15 protein-coding genes and 1 pseudogene are annotated in these 18,120 nt (G+C 34.8%); 6 read left to right on the plus strand and 10 right to left on the minus strand.

The window, feature by feature from the left end; all coding sequences use genetic code 11:
* Window positions 1–32 precede the first annotated feature (32 nt).
* Window positions 33–2,207 (plus strand): PepSY domain-containing protein, encoded by a 2,175-nt coding sequence (locus NBRC110019_RS11165; protein ID WP_281754882.1) that lies wholly within the window; start codon window positions 33–35, stop codon window positions 2,205–2,207.
* A 176-nt stretch (window positions 2,208–2,383) separates the two neighbouring features.
* On the opposite strand, the gene lepB is transcribed toward NBRC110019_RS11165, so the two are convergent.
* Entirely contained in the window at window positions 2,384–3,961 is a 1,578-nt protein-coding gene (lepB, locus tag NBRC110019_RS11170) for a signal peptidase I (protein ID WP_281754884.1), read from the minus strand.
* A gap of 143 nt (window positions 3,962–4,104) precedes the next feature.
* Between lepB and NBRC110019_RS11175 the strand changes: the two genes are divergently transcribed.
* Complete coding sequence (locus NBRC110019_RS11175; RefSeq protein ID WP_281754886.1) at window positions 4,105–5,805, plus strand: ABC transporter ATP-binding protein; 1,701 nt, start codon at window positions 4,105–4,107, stop codon at window positions 5,803–5,805.
* A gap of 74 nt (window positions 5,806–5,879) precedes the next feature.
* Window positions 5,880–7,439 (plus strand): malate dehydrogenase (quinone), encoded by a 1,560-nt coding sequence (mqo, locus tag NBRC110019_RS11180; RefSeq protein WP_281754887.1) that lies wholly within the window; start codon window positions 5,880–5,882, stop codon window positions 7,437–7,439.
* A gap of 92 nt (window positions 7,440–7,531) precedes the next feature.
* On the opposite strand, the gene NBRC110019_RS11185 is transcribed toward mqo, so the two are convergent.
* The 4 genes from NBRC110019_RS11185 to dusB form a co-directional block, all read right to left on the minus strand.
* Complete coding sequence (locus NBRC110019_RS11185; RefSeq protein WP_281754888.1) at window positions 7,532–8,185, minus strand: CoA transferase subunit B; 654 nt, start codon at window positions 8,183–8,185, stop codon at window positions 7,532–7,534.
* Window positions 8,186–8,212: 27 nt separating this feature from the next.
* Window positions 8,213–8,911, minus strand: a complete 699-nt coding sequence (locus NBRC110019_RS11190; protein ID WP_281754889.1) for a CoA transferase subunit A — start codon at window positions 8,909–8,911, stop codon at window positions 8,213–8,215.
* Window positions 8,912–9,038: 127 nt separating this feature from the next.
* A complete protein-coding gene (locus tag NBRC110019_RS11195; RefSeq protein ID WP_281754890.1) occupies window positions 9,039–9,566 on the minus strand; it encodes a DUF3575 domain-containing protein in 528 nt (175 codons plus the stop codon).
* A gap of 169 nt (window positions 9,567–9,735) precedes the next feature.
* Window positions 9,736–10,728, minus strand: coding sequence for a tRNA dihydrouridine synthase DusB (dusB, locus tag NBRC110019_RS11200; protein WP_281754891.1), 993 nt, complete (start codon window positions 10,726–10,728; stop codon window positions 9,736–9,738).
* A 99-nt stretch (window positions 10,729–10,827) separates the two neighbouring features.
* Between dusB and NBRC110019_RS11205 the strand changes: the two genes are divergently transcribed.
* Genes NBRC110019_RS11205 through NBRC110019_RS11215 form a run of 3 tightly spaced genes read left to right on the plus strand, consistent with a single transcriptional unit; the run spans window position 10,828 to window position 13,166 of the window.
* Window positions 10,828–11,589: a prolipoprotein diacylglyceryl transferase gene (locus NBRC110019_RS11205; protein WP_281754892.1), complete on the plus strand. Its 762-nt coding sequence runs from the start codon at window positions 10,828–10,830 to the stop codon at window positions 11,587–11,589.
* Entirely contained in the window at window positions 11,561–12,952 is a 1,392-nt protein-coding gene (locus tag NBRC110019_RS11210; protein WP_281754893.1) for a radical SAM protein, read from the plus strand. The genes NBRC110019_RS11205 and NBRC110019_RS11210 overlap by 29 nt, the downstream gene beginning before the upstream one ends.
* A gap of 31 nt (window positions 12,953–12,983) precedes the next feature.
* A complete protein-coding gene (locus NBRC110019_RS11215; RefSeq protein ID WP_281754894.1) occupies window positions 12,984–13,166 on the plus strand; it encodes a hypothetical protein in 183 nt (60 codons plus the stop codon).
* 45 nt (window positions 13,167–13,211) lie between these two features.
* Here NBRC110019_RS11215 and NBRC110019_RS11220 read toward each other — a convergent pair whose 3' ends face one another.
* From NBRC110019_RS11220 to NBRC110019_RS11240, 5 genes and pseudogenes are all read right to left on the minus strand, one after another.
* Window positions 13,212–13,949 carry a GLPGLI family protein gene (locus NBRC110019_RS11220; RefSeq protein WP_281754902.1) on the minus strand — a complete coding sequence of 246 codons (738 nt, stop codon included), beginning with the start codon at window positions 13,947–13,949 and terminating at the stop codon, window positions 13,212–13,214.
* Between the two features lie 87 nt (window positions 13,950–14,036).
* Complete coding sequence (locus NBRC110019_RS11225) at window positions 14,037–16,745, minus strand: carboxypeptidase-like regulatory domain-containing protein (RefSeq protein ID WP_281754895.1); 2,709 nt, start codon at window positions 16,743–16,745, stop codon at window positions 14,037–14,039.
* Between the two features lie 2 nt (window positions 16,746–16,747).
* Window positions 16,748–17,479 carry a GLPGLI family protein gene (locus NBRC110019_RS11230; protein WP_281754896.1) on the minus strand — a complete coding sequence of 244 codons (732 nt, stop codon included), beginning with the start codon at window positions 17,477–17,479 and terminating at the stop codon, window positions 16,748–16,750.
* A gap of 61 nt (window positions 17,480–17,540) precedes the next feature.
* Window positions 17,541–17,774, minus strand: a complete 234-nt coding sequence (locus tag NBRC110019_RS11235; protein WP_281754897.1) for a hypothetical protein — start codon at window positions 17,772–17,774, stop codon at window positions 17,541–17,543.
* Window positions 17,775–17,812: 38 nt separating this feature from the next.
* Window positions 17,813–18,109: pseudogene (locus NBRC110019_RS11240) on the minus strand (transposase); the annotation flags it as partial.
* Window positions 18,110–18,120 lie beyond the last annotated feature (11 nt).

Genomic DNA, 18,120 nt, shown 5'->3' on the forward strand with positions numbered 1-18,120 from the left:
AGTATACAGCTTTACCTTCCCAACAATTCACTATGAAAGAAAAACAACACATGAAGAAAAAAGGGTCTTCTACCTTTAATAAAATTGTAGCATGGATTCATCTTTGGCCTAGTATTGTATCGGGTATTGTAGTGGTATTTGTTTGTTTAACAGGTACCATTATTGTTTATGGTGATGAGATTATGGATTTATCGGCAGGAGATGCCAAATACGTAACCCCCGGAGATACACGCCTTACCTATGCCGAAATTAACGAACGTGTTTTAGCAAAAAATTCACTTTACGGTATATCAGAAGCTGTTTTTTACAAAGACCCTACACGTAGTGTGAGGCTTCGCATTTTTGATCGTAAAAATGTGAAAATGTTATTGATGTACATAGACCCTTATACCGGGGAAATACTTAAAGAAGATACCACCATTTATTTTTTCTTTATTACGGCACATCTACATGCACAACTATTGGCAGGCCCTATAGGTGGCTGGATTGTGGTAGTATCTACCATTATATTTTTTATAAGCAGTATCACTGGGCTTATTTTATGGTGGCCAAAAAAATGGAACAAGACTACAAGAAAAGCCAGTTTTACGGTAAAATGGAGCGCTAAGTTTAAGCGTCTGAATTATGATTTGCACAATGTTTTTGGATTTTATTCTTTGCTATTATGTGTTATTTTAAGCGGAACAGGACTTATCATATTCTTTCATACCTTAATGGATGTTACCGTAAAAGTTACTGGCGGTGATGAGCTTGGTTTAATGCACTACCTACCAAAAGCAGATAGTACCAAAACACAACTAGATATGGTTACTTTTGCTTATAAAACTCTTGAAGAGGAATATCCTGAAAAAGAAGCGGCTTCTATTAGGGTATACCAATCAGAAAAAGTGGGTTCATTTACCTTTACCACCGGTAAACCAGGTTTAAAGAGTATTGAAAAAGATGATGTAACCGCCTATAATAAGTACACGGGTGAAAAAATTACTATTAAACCGGAAACCCTTACCCATGAAAAAACCGAAAATACGGTTTGGCAATTACACATGGGACAATGGTGGGGGCAACTTGGTAAGCTGCTTACCTTTTTGGCTGGTATTGTAGCCACAAGTTTACCTATAACCGGATTTATAGTATGGTGGGGCAAACAAAAGAAAAAAAAAGGCAATAGTTTGAGACATTTTATAATATTAACTAGTTTGTTCATTGGTTTGTGCAGTTTTGCACAAACCGATGCTATTTTGGTTGGGTTTACAATACAACACCACTCTGCGGTACTTAACGAAGAGCGCACCCTTAATATTCATTTACCTGACGATTACGAAAAATATCCGCAGCAAAACTACCCAATAGTAGTGCTGTTAGATAGTGAAATGTATTTTGAAAGCTATGTGGGTATACAAAAAAACTTAAGTAAAGATCCGCATGCTTCTATCCCAAAAATGATTGTGGTAGGTATAGAAAACACACATAGAACCCGCGATCTTACACCTTCTAAAATTGAAGGTATAGACCATTCTGGAAATGAACAACCTATGTTTGCTGATGGTGGCGGTAATGAAGCTTTTTTAAAATACATCAATACTGAATTATTACCCTACATTAAGGCCAACTACAGAACCGAAGATTATCACATATTAGTTGGTCATTCCTTTGGTGGTTTGGCAGTGGTAAATGCATTTTTAGAAGATGCACCTTTTAATGCCTATCTGGCATTAGATCCTAGTTTATGGTGGGACAACCAATCAATGCTTAAAAAAGCAGATCGTATATTTGCTAACCATACTATTACTAAAAAAACAAGTTTGTACATGGTGTTAGCACACCATAATAATTCACCAGATGATGTTACAAACATGACGCTTCCCAACATGGATTTTAAAAAGGTATTAGAAAAATACAACCCTGAAAACGTACGTTGGAAACATGAGGTGTTTCACCAATACGACCATGGTACTGTAGTAATCCCTTCTATGTATAATGGTATGCTGTCTATCTTTGAAGGCTACCAAACCAATGCCCGTGACATGCTAAAAAACCCGGAGTATTTAGAAGAGCATTACAAGAAATTCAGTGAAAAAATAGGGTATACCTTTATACCTCAATTAAACTATCTTAATTGGATATCTGAGTTTTATAAAAATGATCCTAACAAACAAGCTGTACGAACCATTATAACTTTAAAACAAAAATGGTATGCTAAGCACTAAGACTTTCTAAAAAAAGCGGTAAACGCTTAGGGGCAAGCTCACAAAGCATTTAGTAAGCATTGCATATCTATTTCAAGACAAGTCTCGAAGCATTTAATCTCAATTATTGAGTAAAAAAAAGAGTTTAACTTTTATAAAAGTTAAACTCTCTTAATACCTAATAGTAGGTCTAATTATTATCCTTTTTTCTTCTTATAAAATTTAGATCCAAAATACAGTAATACCCCCACTACAACTGCATACCAAAAATAGGACTTCGGCTGACCATCTCCACCAACCGTAGTAAATAACCTATCCCAACGTATCTTATTCTTAATACCACTGGCGTTGCTCTCATAACTCATCCAAATAAACACCGGTTTACCAACCACGTGATCAAAAGGTACATACCCCCACTTACGTGCATCTAGAGATCGGTGACGGTTATCGCCCATCATCCAATAGTAATTTTGCTTTACTGTATACGTATCGGTTTGTTTACCATTAATATAAATATCATCTCCAGCAACCGATAAATTATTATTTTCATACTCAGCAATCAAACGCTTATAAAATGGAAGATTTGCTCTTGTAATTTTCAGTTCATCTCCTTTTTTAGGTATGTAAATAGGACCAAAATTATCCATATTCCAATCCAATGAATCAATATATGGGAAAACAGCATCTTTAACTCCTTTAGGCGTCAGCATTTTAGTAACACTCTTAACTGCCGGATGGCTTTTAATAAGTTCGGCTTCTTTATCTGTCAATACTAGCGTATACTCTTTTCCATTAAAACCTCCTTCTCTATACCCATAGCGTTCTACCAACATTTCATAAGGGATCTGCTGGCCATCTGTATCTACCTTAAATATATATTGTGGCTTGGCACGCTCTGGCAATACTGTACGTTTTCCGTTTATATATACATACCCTTCTCTTATTTCTAAACTATCACCTGCAATAGCCACACAACGTTTTACTAAGTTGGTCTTTTTATCTATAGGCTTATAATAATTTCTATCTGGATGAAAATCATTCATATCCAGTAACGTATCTGCCGGCTGGTTAAACACCACAATATCGTTACGCGCTATATCTTGTAAACCAGGTAAACGCATATAAGGTAATTGAAACTTGTTCCAGATAGAGGTGTTACGTTCCTCATATCTGTCGTCAAATAAATACGACTTCAATTTTACCAATGGTAGTGTGTCATGTACAAAAGGTGCCGATACCATAGTCATAGGTACCCTTGCTCCGTAATGAAACTTACTCACAAATAATAAATCGCCTACCAACAATGTTTTTTCTAAAGATGACGAAGGTATCACAAACGGCTGCATAATGTAGATGTGCACAAAAGTAGCGGCTACAACCGCAAACACAATAGAGTTGGTCCACTCTCCTAAGACATTTTTTGGTTTTAAACTTCGGTCTTTAATGTAAGCATCATTAGTTACATAGCTAACATAAAATATATAAAAACCAAGGGTAAGTACTACTAACCAAGTTTCCTTAGTACTGTTTTTACCAAAACTTCTAATAGTTTCTACCCATATAACAGGTATCATTACCAAATTAATAATAGGTACAAATAACAACAATACCCACCACCATGGGCGGTTAATAATTTTCATTAAAATTACCGCGTTGTAAATAGGTACAATTGCTTCCCAGGCTTTTCTGCCCGCTCTTTGGTATAGTTTAAAAGTTGCTAAAAAATGGATTACCTGTATTACCAGTATAAATACCAACCACTGAGAAAATGTCATCTTATACTATTTTTTGCATAGGTATGCAAAATAGTACTTATGTTACAATTAATTGCTATTTAATAAATCATTATATCATACAATTAATAACAATTTTATAAGGTGCAATGAAGCTTATTAAAGCATTTCCCTATCTTTAGCCTATGTTAAAGGTTACCAATTTATCTGTTGCGTTTAAAAAAGAAAACGAGTTTACCAATGTTATTCATGGCATCTCCTATGAAGTAGGAGCTAATGAAATTGTAGGTATTGTAGGTGAATCGGGCAGCGGTAAATCGGTTTCGTCTTTGGCTCTTATGGGGTTGCTTCCCAAAAAAATTAGTGCCATTACCAACGGAAACATCCAATTTCAGGAACAAGAATTAAACGGATTATCTGAAAAAGCTTTTCAGGACATTCGAGGAAATCAAATTTCCATGATTTTTCAGGAACCTATGTCCTCTTTAAATCCGTCTATGAAATGCGGAAAACAGGTCATGGAAATTTTGCAACAGCATACCTCCCTCACCAAAAAAGAGATGAAAGCAAAAGTAATCGCCCTGTTTGAAAAGGTACAGCTACCAGAACCCTCAGTGTTGTTTCATAAATATCCGCACCAAATTTCTGGCGGACAAAAACAGCGGGTAATGATAGCCATGGCTATTGCCTGTAAACCCAAATTACTCATTGCCGATGAACCTACTACGGCCTTGGATGTTACCGTACAAAAGGAAATCATTAAACTTTTAAAGCAATTACAAGAGCAGACCAAAATGAGTATTCTATTCATTTCACACGATCTTACGCTGGTTTCAGAAATTGCAGATAAGGTATTGGTCATGTACAAGGGAGAAATTGTAGAACAAGGCACCACCAATACCATATTTAATACCCCGCAACATACGTATACCAAGGCACTTTTAGCCTCTAGACCTTCATTAGAGGTGAGACTGGCAAAATTACCCACAATCTCTGACTTTTTAAATAATACTACCAGCACCCAAGAAATAACCTCTGAAAAAAGAACTGAACAACATACACAACTCTACAGTAAACCACCCATTCTGGAAGTTAAAAATGTAGAGAAAGAATACATAACACATACTTCAATTTTTGGCAAAAACAATACATTTAAAGCAGTAAACAATGTTTCTTTCAATGTGTATGAAGGAGAAACCATTGGTTTGGTGGGTGAAAGTGGTTGCGGAAAATCTACCTTAGGAAATGCCATTTTACAATTAGATAAAGCTACTGCAGGTAGTATTGTATACAGAGGAACCGATATTACCCAATTAGCTACTAAAGAGGTTCGAAAACTACGTAAAGAAATTCAGCTTATTTTTCAAGATCCGTATTCTTCTCTAAACCCTAGAATAAGTGTTGGCAACGCTATTTTAGAACCCATGAAAGTACACAAACTTTACAAAGATGATACAGAACGTAAAGAAAAAGTACTTGAATTATTAGAACGGGTAGGGTTAGATGCTTCTCATTACAACCGCTATCCTCATGAATTTTCAGGAGGGCAACGTCAACGTATTGGTATTGCCCGTACCATAGCATTACAACCCAAACTTATTATTTGTGACGAATCGGTCTCGGCTTTAGATATTTCGGTACAGGCACAAGTACTCAATTTACTAAACGAACTAAAAGAAAATTTTGGTTTTACTTATATATTTATTTCGCATGATTTAGCCGTTGTAAAATACATGAGCGATCAACTCATTGTAATGAACAAAGGTAAAATAGAAGAACTAGGAGACGCAGATTTTATTTATTCGCATCCAAAATCAGAATATACTTACAACCTAATCGACGCAATCCCTAAAGAAAATGCAATAAAAAAACGTTTTCGTTCATAATTTTTGTTGAAAAACTAACATTTATCATTTTTTAATAAAAATTTTATAATTCTTTAAGTCGTAATGTTATACATTTGTGCTACCTAAATATTAATAACATGCGTAAGAATTCTGTTCCTGAAACTCAAGAAGTTGTATTAATAGGAGCCGGAATTATGAGTGCAACGCTTGCTGTACTACTTAAAAAATTATATCCGACTCTTGCGATTACTGTTTACGAAAAATTAGATGTAATTTCTGGTGAAAGCTCGAATGCTATGAATAATGCCGGAACCGGACATGCCGGTTTTTGTGAACTTAACTACACTCCACAAAATGAAGATGGTTCAATAGATATTAAAAAAGCCATAGATGTTGCCAGTTCTTTTGAACTTTCCAGAGAATTTTGGTCTTATCTTATTAAAAACAATTTAATTGATAATGCTGAAGATTTTATTTCTGCAACACCTCACTTAAGTTTTGTTTGGGGTAAAGATGATGTTAACTTCTTAAGGACACGATGGGAAACCATTACAACGCATCCGTTATTTAAAGACATGGAATATTCGGAAGATCCGGAACAAATTGCGAAATGGATTCCTTTAGTGATGAAAGATCGTAAGCCGGGCGAGCCTGTTGCTGCCACCCGAATGGAGTCTGGTACCGATGTTAATTACGGTGAACTTACTAGAAAAATTTTATTAAACTTAATGTTTAATAACGATATAGAACTTCATATTGCTCATGAAATAAAAGACCTTGCAAAACAAACCGATGGGTCTTGGGAATTAAAGGTTAAAAACCTTACTACCAAAAAGAAATTTACCAAAAAAGCCAACTTTGTATTTATTGGTGCCGGAGGTAAAGCCATTACACTTTTAGAAAAATCTAATATTAAAGAGGCTAAAGGCTATGGTGGTTTCCCTGTGAGTGGTGAATGGTTGGTATGTAACAACCCTGAGGTAGTAGAACAGCATCAGGCAAAAGTATATGGTAAAGCTAAAATAGGCGCTCCACCAATGTCTGTACCTCACTTAGATACCAGAAGAATTAATGGTAAAACCACGTTACTTTTTGGTCCTTTTGCAGGTTTTTCTACAAAATTCCTTAAAAACGGATCTTATTGGGATTTTATGGGATCTATGAGAAAAGACAATATCATTCCTATGATATCTGCTGGAGCTCATAATGTTCCATTAACCAAATATTTAATAGATCAGGTAAGACAATCTAAAGAAGATAAAATTGCTACCTTAAGAGATTATTTCCCAGATGCAAAAGCAGAAGACTGGGATGAAGAATTAGCCGGACAACGTGTTCAGGTTATTCAAAAAGACGGAAAAGGCGGTGCCCTTAAATTTGGTACCGAGATTGTATGTGCACAAGATGGCTCTATTGCTGGATTGTTAGGTGCATCTCCAGGTGCTTCAACCGCAGTTTCTATTATGATTGGTCTTATTCAAAGATGTTTTCCTGAACAATTTGATAGTGAATGGAAAACTAAAATTCAAGATATGATTCCTTCTTATGGAAGAACCGATTTAGACGAAGCGCATTATTTGAATAGCAGACAAAATACTGCTAAAATTTTATCCCTTATCCCAAAAACTTTAAACACTCAACATAAAGAAGTCGCTTCGTCTTACGTTAGTTAATAGCAGAAAAGACTGGCCATAAATAAAGAGCTTTTACTTGTACTTAATCGCTCTAACAAACATATTTTTTAGCCAGTCTTTTTCTTTCTTTTTTAAAGTATCATTTCGGGTACATCCCCTTTAATTATTAAGTTTCCTTCGGTTGCTTTTTGTATTTCTTCTACGGTAACTCCGGGTGCTCTTTCTAATAACAAGAAACCTTCATTGGTTACCTCTAATACTGCCAAATTAGTTACTATTTTTTTTACGCATTCTACTCCCGTAAGTGGTAGCGTACAATTTTTTAATAGTTTAGATTCTCCTGCTCTATTGGTATGCATCATAGCAACAATTATATTTTCTGCAGAGGCAACCAAATCCATAGCACCTCCCATACCTTTTACCATTTTGCCGGGTATTTTCCAGTTGGCTATATCGCCATTTTCAGAAACTTCCATGGCTCCTAAAATAGTTAGGTCTACATGCTTTCCTCTAATCATACCAAAACTGGTAGCCGAATCAAAAAAACTTGCCCCAGGTAAGGTAGTAATCGTTTGCTTACCCGCATTTATAATATCTGCATCTTCTTCCCCTTCAAACGGAAAAGGGCCCATACCTAATACCCCATTTTCACTTTGAAATTCTACCGAAATATCTTCCCTAACAAAGTTGGCTACCAACGTAGGTATACCAATGCCAAGATTTACATAATAACCGTCTTGTACTTCTTTTGCTATGCGTTTTGCTATACCGTTTTTATCTAACATCTTTTTATCATTAAAATGGATACTAAGCTATTTTGTTCTAACCGTACGTTTCTCTATTCGTTTCTCGTAGGTTTCACCCTTAAAAATTCTATTTACAAATATACCTGGTACATGTATTTGGTTAGGATCTAAACTTCCTGCGGGCACTAATTCTTCTACCTCAACTACTGTTACCTTAGCAGCCCCACACATACACGGATTAAAATTTCGGGCGGTTCCTTTAAAAATTAAGTTACCAGCCTCATCTCCCTTCCAAGCTTTTACAAAAGCGAAATCTGCCTTATAAGCTTCTTCCATTAAATACATTTTCCCGTTAAACTCTCTAGTTTCTTTACCCTTAGCTACCTCAGTACCATATCCTGCGGGCGTAAAGAATGCCGGAATACCTGCTTTTGCAGCTCTACATTTTTCAGCTAACGTACCTTGAGGGGTTAATTCTACCTCTAGCTCTCCACTTAACATTTGTCTTTCAAATTCATCATTCTCCCCTACATAAGAAGAAATCATCTTACGTATTTGTCGTTTCTGAAGCAATAATCCCAGTCCAAAATCATCTACACCAGCATTATTAGAAATACATGTAAGTCCTTTTATATTTAAGGTTACCAAATGAGCAATGCAATTTTCGGGTATACCGCACAAACCAAACCCTCCTAACATAAGGGTCATTCCGTCGGTAACACCTTCTAAAGCCTCATGAACTCCGGAAACTACTTTTTTAATCATTTGTAAAATATTTTTGTGTTAAAATACGAATTATCTAATTAAAAGTGTAAAAAATATTGATATAAACAAAAAATGGTTGTGATTTTAAAAATCACAACCATTTTTTAGAATTACGTATAACGTATACTTAAAACCTTTTTCCTATAGTAATACCAGCTCTAGGGTAAAATTGATAATTTTCACTATCCACAAAATTTCTACCAACACCTGTGTATAGCTCTGCTACCCAATTAGAACGCGTCATAAATTTACCTCCCACAGCTATACCTACTCCATAACCCAATTTGTTCTCTTCTTTATAAAAAGTTCCCATAAGAAGGCTATCATATTCTAAATCATCCTCAATACTGAGAAAAGATACATTCCCTTCTAAAAAGAAACCAGCAGCCCTTTTTTTCCCAAAATAAACACGGTAATAAGGAGATGCTATAAATTTTAAAGTGATGTCTTCATCTATAGCAGTTGCAATAGAAATACCTATAGCCGACTCTTCATCAAGTATTCGTTCATAAGTTACTTCAGGCAAACCAATTAAGGTATATAATACGTTTAATTTTATTTCATTATTTCCAAAATAATTAGATTCATCTTGATTCTGTGCTTGCAGTTTACAAAATGTACATAAAGTAATTAACAATACAAATAGTTTATTCATGAATAAGATTTTTAATGTTTATCTATTATTATTTATAGATGACAATTCATAGAGAAGGTTGCTTTAAAATTATAACAAAAATCAAAAACAGCTATAGCACTTTTAAGTACTAACCTACTTCGGGGCAAGCCCACAAAGCATTTAATCTCAATTATTGAGTAAAAAATGACTAAGCCTTTATTACATTCTTAAAATTTTCAAGAATAGCATCAAAAACACCATATAACTCTTCTAAATTATCATTGGTCACCAATTTTTGACGATACTCTTTAAAATGTGGAATACCCTTAAAGTAATTGGTATAGTGTCTACGCATTTCCATAATACCCAAACGCTCTCCTTTCCATTCCGTAGACCAGATAAGGTGGTTTTTAGCCGCCTCTACTCTATCTGCTATGGTAGGCGGATCTAGATGCTCACCGGTTTTAAAAAAGTGCTTAACTTCATTAAATATCCAAGGGTATCCAATGGCAGCTCTCCCTATCATAATACCATCAACTCCATACTTATTTCGGTACTCCAATGCTTTTTCAGGAGTGTCTATATCTCCGTTACCAAAAATAGGCATGGTAATACGAGGGTTCTCTTTTACACGAGCAATATGTGTCCAGTCGGCTTCACCTTTATACAACTGAGCTCGGGTTCTACCATGTATACTTAAGGCTTTTACACCCACATCTTGTAAACGCTCGGCAACTTCATCTATATTAATAGAACTATCATCCCAACCCAAACGTGTCTTTACGGTTACCGGTAAACTAGTGCTATCAATCACTGCCTTAGTAAGACGTATCATTAAATCTACATCCTTCAATACACCTGCTCCGGCTCCTTTGGTAACCACCTTTTTTACCGGGCACCCAAAATTAATATCTAATACATCGGGCTTTACGGTTTCAACAATTTTGGCAGACATCGCCATAGCCTCCTCATCCCCACCAAATATCTGAATACCCACAGGGCGCTCGTAATCAAAAATATCCAGCTTCATTTTGCTCTTAATCGCATCACGTATCAACCCTTCAGAAGAAATAAACTCTGAGTATAGCATATCTGCCCCATGCATTTTACACAGCCTGCGAAATGGCGGATCACTCACATCTTCCATTGGTGCTAACAACAACGGAAATTCTCCTAACTCTATGTTTCCTATTTTTACCAAAATGTATTCTATTTAAGCTGCAAAATTAAAACATTTATACTAAATTCAATTTTTTGTAGTTTTAACGTATATAATTGCACTATTTTTCAACCGTAACCATTGCATATACCTTTTGAGCCATCCCTATTTGGTATTCATATCAACATTCACTGGATACTAGAATATGTAGCCTTTTTTGTAGGCTTCCGGTATTATGTGTACTTGCGTAAAAATCAAAGAGATGATATTACCAGCACCAACCGACTCTCTATTATTATAGGTGCCACTTTGGGTGCTTTTTTAGGGTCGCGCATTGTTGGAATTTTAGAGAATCCGATTTTTAAACTCACGAAAGAGAACATGATGCTACTACTAAATGCGAAAACCATAATGGGAGGTTTGTTTGGCGGATTGTTGGGAGTTGAAATAGCCAAGAAAATGATTGGTGAAAAACAATCCTCGGGTGATTTGTTTACACTTCCCATTATTGTAGGCATATTTATTGGTAGAATAGGTTGCTTTTTAAAAGGGACTAATGAGTTTACCTACGGAAAACCTACCTCCTTTTTCTTAGGAATGAATCTGGGTGATGGAGTTAACAGACATCCGTTAGCCCTATATGAACTGGTATTTTTACTATGTCTATTCATCTTTTTAAAACGATTACTTAAAACATATACATTACCAAACGGAACCATTTTTAAACTATTTATGTTAGCGTATTTTGGTTTTAGGTTATGTATAGAATTTTTAAAGCCCAATGTATTTTTTGTGGCAGGGCTCAGTTCTATACAATGGTTATGTGTTATTTGCTATCAATATTATTATAAAACCATCATAAAATTAGTTACTTATGCCGGTAAGAAAATACACGTACTATGACTTTACATTAAGCCTGTGCCCAGAATGTTTAAAACGCGTTGACGCTAAAATAGTTTTTGAAAACGACAACGTATACATGCTTAAAAGATGCCCGGAACATGGGGCCTCTAAAATTCTTATAGCCGATGATGTACCCTATTATAAAAACATCAGAAACTATAACAAGCCCTCTGAAATGCCGTATACATTTAACACCAAAACGCATTATGGTTGTCCGTACGATTGTGGCTTATGCCCTGACCATGAACAGCATTCGTGCTTAACGATTGTAGAGGTAACCGACCGTTGTAACCTTACCTGCCCTACGTGTTATGCGGGTTCATCTCCCAATTACGGAAGACACCGTACACTGGAAGAAATTAAAAAAATGCTGGATGTAGTGGTAGCCAATGAAAAGGAACCCGATGTGGTACAAATTAGTGGTGGCGAACCAACCATACACCCACAGTTTTTTGAAATATTAGATTATGCGAAGTCGTTGCCAATACGCCATTTAATGTTAAATACCAACGGTATTAAAATTGCTAAAGACCTTGAGTTTACGAAACGCTTAAAGAGCTATTCTCCCGACTTTGAAATCTACTTGCAATTTGATTCTTTTGAAAATAGCGTATTGCAAGAACTACGAGGTGCAGACTTATACGATACCCGTATGAAAGCGCTTGAAAACCTTAATAAGGTAAACCTATCAACCACCTTAGTTGTTACTTTGCAAAAAGGGCTAAACGACCACGAAATTGGTAAAGTAATAGACTTTGGCTTGCAACAAAAATGTGTAAGAGGAGTTACCATTCAGCCTACACAAATTGCAGGTAGGTTAGACAACTTTAATACCCAAACCGACCGTATTACACTCACAGAAGTACGCCGAAAAATATTGGAACAAACCAGTGTTTTTAACACCGATGATTTAATACCTGTACCTTGTAACCCCGATGCATTGGTGATGGGGTATGCTTTAAAATTAGGTGATGAAGTGCTTCCGTTGACACGCTATGTAAACCCGACCGATTTGTTAGATAATAGCAAAAATACCATTGTATACGAGCAAGATGAGCATCTGCATGGTAAAATGATTGAACTTTTTAGTACCGGTAACTCAGTTGAATGTGCACAAGAGAATTTACAATCTATTATGTGCTGCTTGCCACAAATTGATGCTCCTAATCTGGGATATGATAATTTATTTCGTGTTATTATCATGCAGTTTATAGATGCCTATAATTTTGATGTAAGAGCCATTAAAAAATCGTGCGTACACATTGTAAACAAAGATTATAAAATTATTCCTTTTGAAACCATGAATCTTTTTTACAGAGATGAGAAACGTACCATTTTAGAAGGATTAATTTCTGAAAAATAGCTAATTTTAATTACCTTATTCACTTAAAGATATGGAAAATTTAGGTATATTTATACTAACAGTAACCCTTGTAATGATGTCTCCAGCCATCATCATGGTCATTATTGGATTTGCAATACTGAAGAAGAAGAAAATTATAGCCAAAAAATTGTTTATTGCAGCAGGTATTTACCTAATAGTAGGATTAGGTATTTGTGCCAGTATATTAAGCTAGTACCTACCTCGTTGAGCGTGTAATGTTACATTATAATAGGCCTTATTAAGGTCTGGCATTTCCATTAAGCTTTCTGTAAATTTCATCTGATTCTTGCTGATTATATACCTTATACGTATCAAAAGGAATAGTAATATCTTGGTTGCCTTTGGTAAGGGTCTCTAATTTTAAATTAAATTTTAATACTCCTTTCGTTTGCTGATCCCCTGTTAGGTCCATAATTAAACCAGGAAGCCCGGCATACACACCTGGTCCAAATTTGGTTGGTACATCTCTACAAAACCAAGCGGTTAAGTGTAAATTACGTTTTTCTTTTAAAATAGCAGTAGCCTTATATACCTTATATTTACCATGCATTTTACTTTCGGTAGTAATGTTCCAATTAATGCCTTCTAAAGGAAGGGCTAACAAATGAGTTGCCGAACCTGCTTCTTTAAGTTGATAACTTTTCCCCTTATCCAGATCTGAATAAATAGTTCCACTTAAATGAAAAAAAATTAAGAATGCACTAACACCTTTTGCTTTTATTTCATGATCATCTGGTTTGCTATTGAATCGAAAAACAGACCTATCTGTATCAAGTAGTAATGAAAATTGAGCTCCGTTAGAGAACTTATAGATGGCGTTTATATAGCTGTTATCCGATCCTTCGGTTAGATAATGCGCCAACCTTTCCTTATCTACTTGAATGGTATACAATGCCTTCCCTTGATATTGAACTTGATGCTGGCTTTGATGTTGATTACAGCTTATACATAAACTATATAAAGCTAAAAGATAGATATAAGTGCTTTTTTCATATTACTAGTTTTTAATGCTTTAAAAATTTTGGCACCCTTTGGCTTTATCTTTAATTGACCATACAATAAGTTACAACTTGTAATTTACTTTTAACATTACTATTCTAGGCATTATGAATGTTTTGGTATCGGTAATCACATAGTCCGAATAATCTATGTCACGCTTAAAATTAGTTTCAAACAAATTAGTTACTCCTATTTCAAAACTCCATAAGCTATCCTCTTTAGCATAGGCAACTGAAAAATCACCATTCGAAAAATCTGTTACACTATTGTAATTTTTATTCTGATAACGGGTATATTTATACTCCAACTTTGCATTAAAATCACTTAAAAAAATATATTCCACCATACCAGATGGGTTTATTTGAGTAACATTATTCTCAGTATCCTCAGTCAACAGTCTATAGAAGCGCTGATTCCACCCCAGTTGAAAATTAAGCCCCTTTTTATATCTCGAAAAAACCCTTGCTGTATAGGAATAATTCTGCATTCGGTAGTCTGTTTTAGTAGTATTAACCAATCGGGTAAAATTGCTAAAATTGGTATTTAAACTTAATCCAAACCTGTATTTAGATATATTCTTTGAGATACTACCCATAAAATTATAACTGTTTTCAGGTAAATCACTATAATTAGCGGTCTGTACCACCTCTATTCCAGTTATTTGGGAAGTATTTCTTATGGCTCTAACATTGTTTTTTGCACTAAAGCTTAAGCTCCCAAAAAGTCCCTTATACATATCAAACAAAGAATACCTTACTCGGGTATAATGATACATTTCATTTTCTAAATCTTCATTCCCCTGGTACACACTATTAAAATTAACCAACCTATAACGGGTAGCGTAATTACGAATTGCTGAGAAATTAGATAATAATGTATAGGTTAGGTGCAACTTCTCTGAATGCGAAATTTTATAGTCTAAGTTAAAACTGGGTAATAATACCCCTTTTGACTTGTTTACACTATTTTCATGCTGCTGCCATAATTCCCAATCGTAGTTATGATAGGTGATCCCCGATTTCATAATCAAATCTCCTATTTTAACTTTGTATTCAATTCCCGCATAGGTATCAAATAACTTAAATTCTGTATCATTATTAAATCCTGATTCCTGAAAATTCAATATACTTCCATCGGCTAGTACCTGAGCATCTTCTGTTGTGTAGGTATCGGAAATTAGTTTTATTCCTGCATTTGGATAGAGATGATGAAAATTAGAAAGCTCCCAATACTCCTTTATATCTGCTTGTAACTTAAAGCTATGAAGGCGTTGATTTTGCACTAAATTATAAGAATCATCATCGTATTCAAACGGAATTAACGAATTTAATACAGGCATACTAAATTGCCAATCACTCGTTTTTTCATGCGTTAGATAATTTAGTAAAACCCCTGTAGAAAGTGTATGCTTAAAAGAAAGTTGCTTATTATAGGTTACGTTTTGTTGAAACGTGATTCCCTTTGGTTTACTTTCTGAACGGGTAAATGTACTATCTGTTACATACGAAATTAGTTTTTGCACCCCATCTGCATTAGAATTTTTAATAATTGTGGTGCTTCGTATATCTGTATCTAAATTAGGAGTATATGATACCTTTATTTTATGCAAACCAAAGACTGACCTATTATCTTCGGAATTAGTTCTGTTCTCAACTATGTTATCCGTACTAATATAGGTTAATCCCTTTTCATATAAAGTAGTTTCCTTTGTTTTGTTATTAATAGAAAAAACTTCAAGTCTTGCTTTTTTACCTAAAGCAGAAGAAATACTGGCAGCCCCAAAATTATTCTGTTGCGAAGTAAAATCCTCATTCTTTAAGAACCCAACAAATTCCGCAGAAAGCATCTCTCGGTATTCCTTCGGTCTATCCAAAAGTTTGGCATAGCCTCCTTCAAACTCAATATAATCAGACAATGTAAACGATTTTGCACCAATATTATTAACATCGCCAATAACGTTGGCAGTAAATTTTTTACTGTAATAAAACAACGCTGGATTTAATAAATACCGCTCTTTATAACCAACTCCGGTATGAATATCGCCAAATACAAAGTTCTTTTTTCCTTCCTTAAGTTTAACATTAAGCGCCATTTCATCACTATCACTCAGTCCTTTTAAAAAACTCACCTCATTGTAATTATCAAGTACCTCAACTTCGGCAACGGCATCAGCAGGTATGTTGTTAACAGCCAGCTTACTATCACCTGTAAAAAAAGTGTTACCCTCCACCAATAGCTTAGTTACCTTTTTTCCATTCACTGTAACATTACCCAATTTATCAACTTCAACACCCGGCAATGTTTTTAACACCTCTCTTAATTTATGTTCCTTTCCTGTAACAAAGTTATCTACTCGGTACACAATGGTATCTTCTTTAACCAGCATAGGTATTTTTTGCTCTATCACCACAGCTTCTAAAGCTGTCGTGTTTTCAAGCAAAACATAAGATTTTGTAATTTCTTTTCCGGTGCTTATGGTATCTGTAATTTTTTGAAATCCCAAATGGGTTATTTCTACCATGTACAAGCTATCTTTAGGTACAGAAATTTTAAATTTCCCCTCATTATCAGAAATCCCAAAACGCACTTTACCATTTGGCACTTCGGGTGAAACTATAACATTAGTATACGGAAGCGGATTGGCTAAATTATCTGTAACCGTACCTTTAAACAAAATTTCTTCCTGACCGTATAATGATACACTGGTAAAAAAAAGTATGATAACAAATAAAACCCCTTTATAAAAGCCTTTTAAAAAAATAAGATGTTGCATTATTAAGGTCTACCATTATCAATAAGCTTTCCATATATTTCATCTGATTCTTGCTGATTACATACCTTATACGTATCAAAAGGAATGGTAATATCTTCATTAACTTTAGTAAGCGTATCTAATTTTAAATTAAATTTTAAACCTCCTTTCGTTTGCTGATCCCCCGTTAGATCCATAATTAAACCAGGAAGCCCGGCATACACACCCGGTCCAAATTTGGTTGGTACATCTTTACAAAACCAAGCGGTTAAGTGTAAATTACGTTTTTCTTTTAAAATAGCAGTAGCCTTATATACCTTATATTTACCATGCATTTTACTTTCGGTAATAATGTTCCAATTAATGCCTTCTAAAGGAAGGGCTAACAAATGAGTTGCTGAACCTGCCTCTCGTAATTGATAACTTTTCCCCTTATCCAAATCTGAATAAATAGTTCCGCTTAAATGAAAAAAAACTAAAAAGCCACTCACCAGTTTTGCCTTCATTTCATGAACATTCAATTTGTCATTTAGCTGAAAAAGTGCGTTGGCTGTGTCAAAAGTCAAGGAAAATTGAGCTCCATTAGAGGATTTATAGATGGCGTTTATATATCGGTTATCAGATCCTTCTTTCATAAAATGCTCCATCCTTTCTTTGTCTACTTGCATGGTGTAAACTGCCTTGTATTTTTGCTGGGCAAAACTTACACTTAGCCCAAATAACACCATCATGTAGGATATAATTATTCTTTTCATATTACTAGTTTTTAATGCTCTGGGAAATTTCCCAGAGCATATTTTATTAAACTTCGTTGACTTAATAAGCTATCTCATCAACCGCGAACATACACATGCCATAAGCAATATCGGTATGAATATAATATTCATAACTGGTACAACCTGAAGGGGATTCATCGCAAATCTCATCTGCTTTTTCCCATGCTTCGGTAGCACATTCTATACTACCTTTTTTTCGATCCATTTGTTCTTGAGGTTTAACTGTAAAAGCAAAGGCAGTGAAAACTCCTAACATAAATACTATTTTTTTCATAAGTAATAAATTAATTGTTAATACTACCCGTTGTGCATTTAAGCAATATTGATTTTTAGATTATTGATATTTCTGTTGAATTCAAATATGTTTATATATTGAATGACTGTCATTGCTGTAATCTTGGATAAGATTCTATTTTTGAACCCCTCAAAAGATTTAGCATAATTCCTTCGAATCATAAATTGGTCACAGAGCTGAGAAAATAATGTTTCAATACGTTTTCTGGATTTCTTGAAAACGTACGGCTGTTCTCTATAGTTATGCTGGTTTGTTCTCATAGGAGTTTCAAGCCTAATATTATGATATTCAAATAGATTTAATTGGTATTCTGCCTACAAATACT

The organism is Neptunitalea chrysea (assembly GCF_027924145.1).
GTDB lineage: Bacteria > Bacteroidota > Bacteroidia > Flavobacteriales > Flavobacteriaceae > Neptunitalea > Neptunitalea chrysea.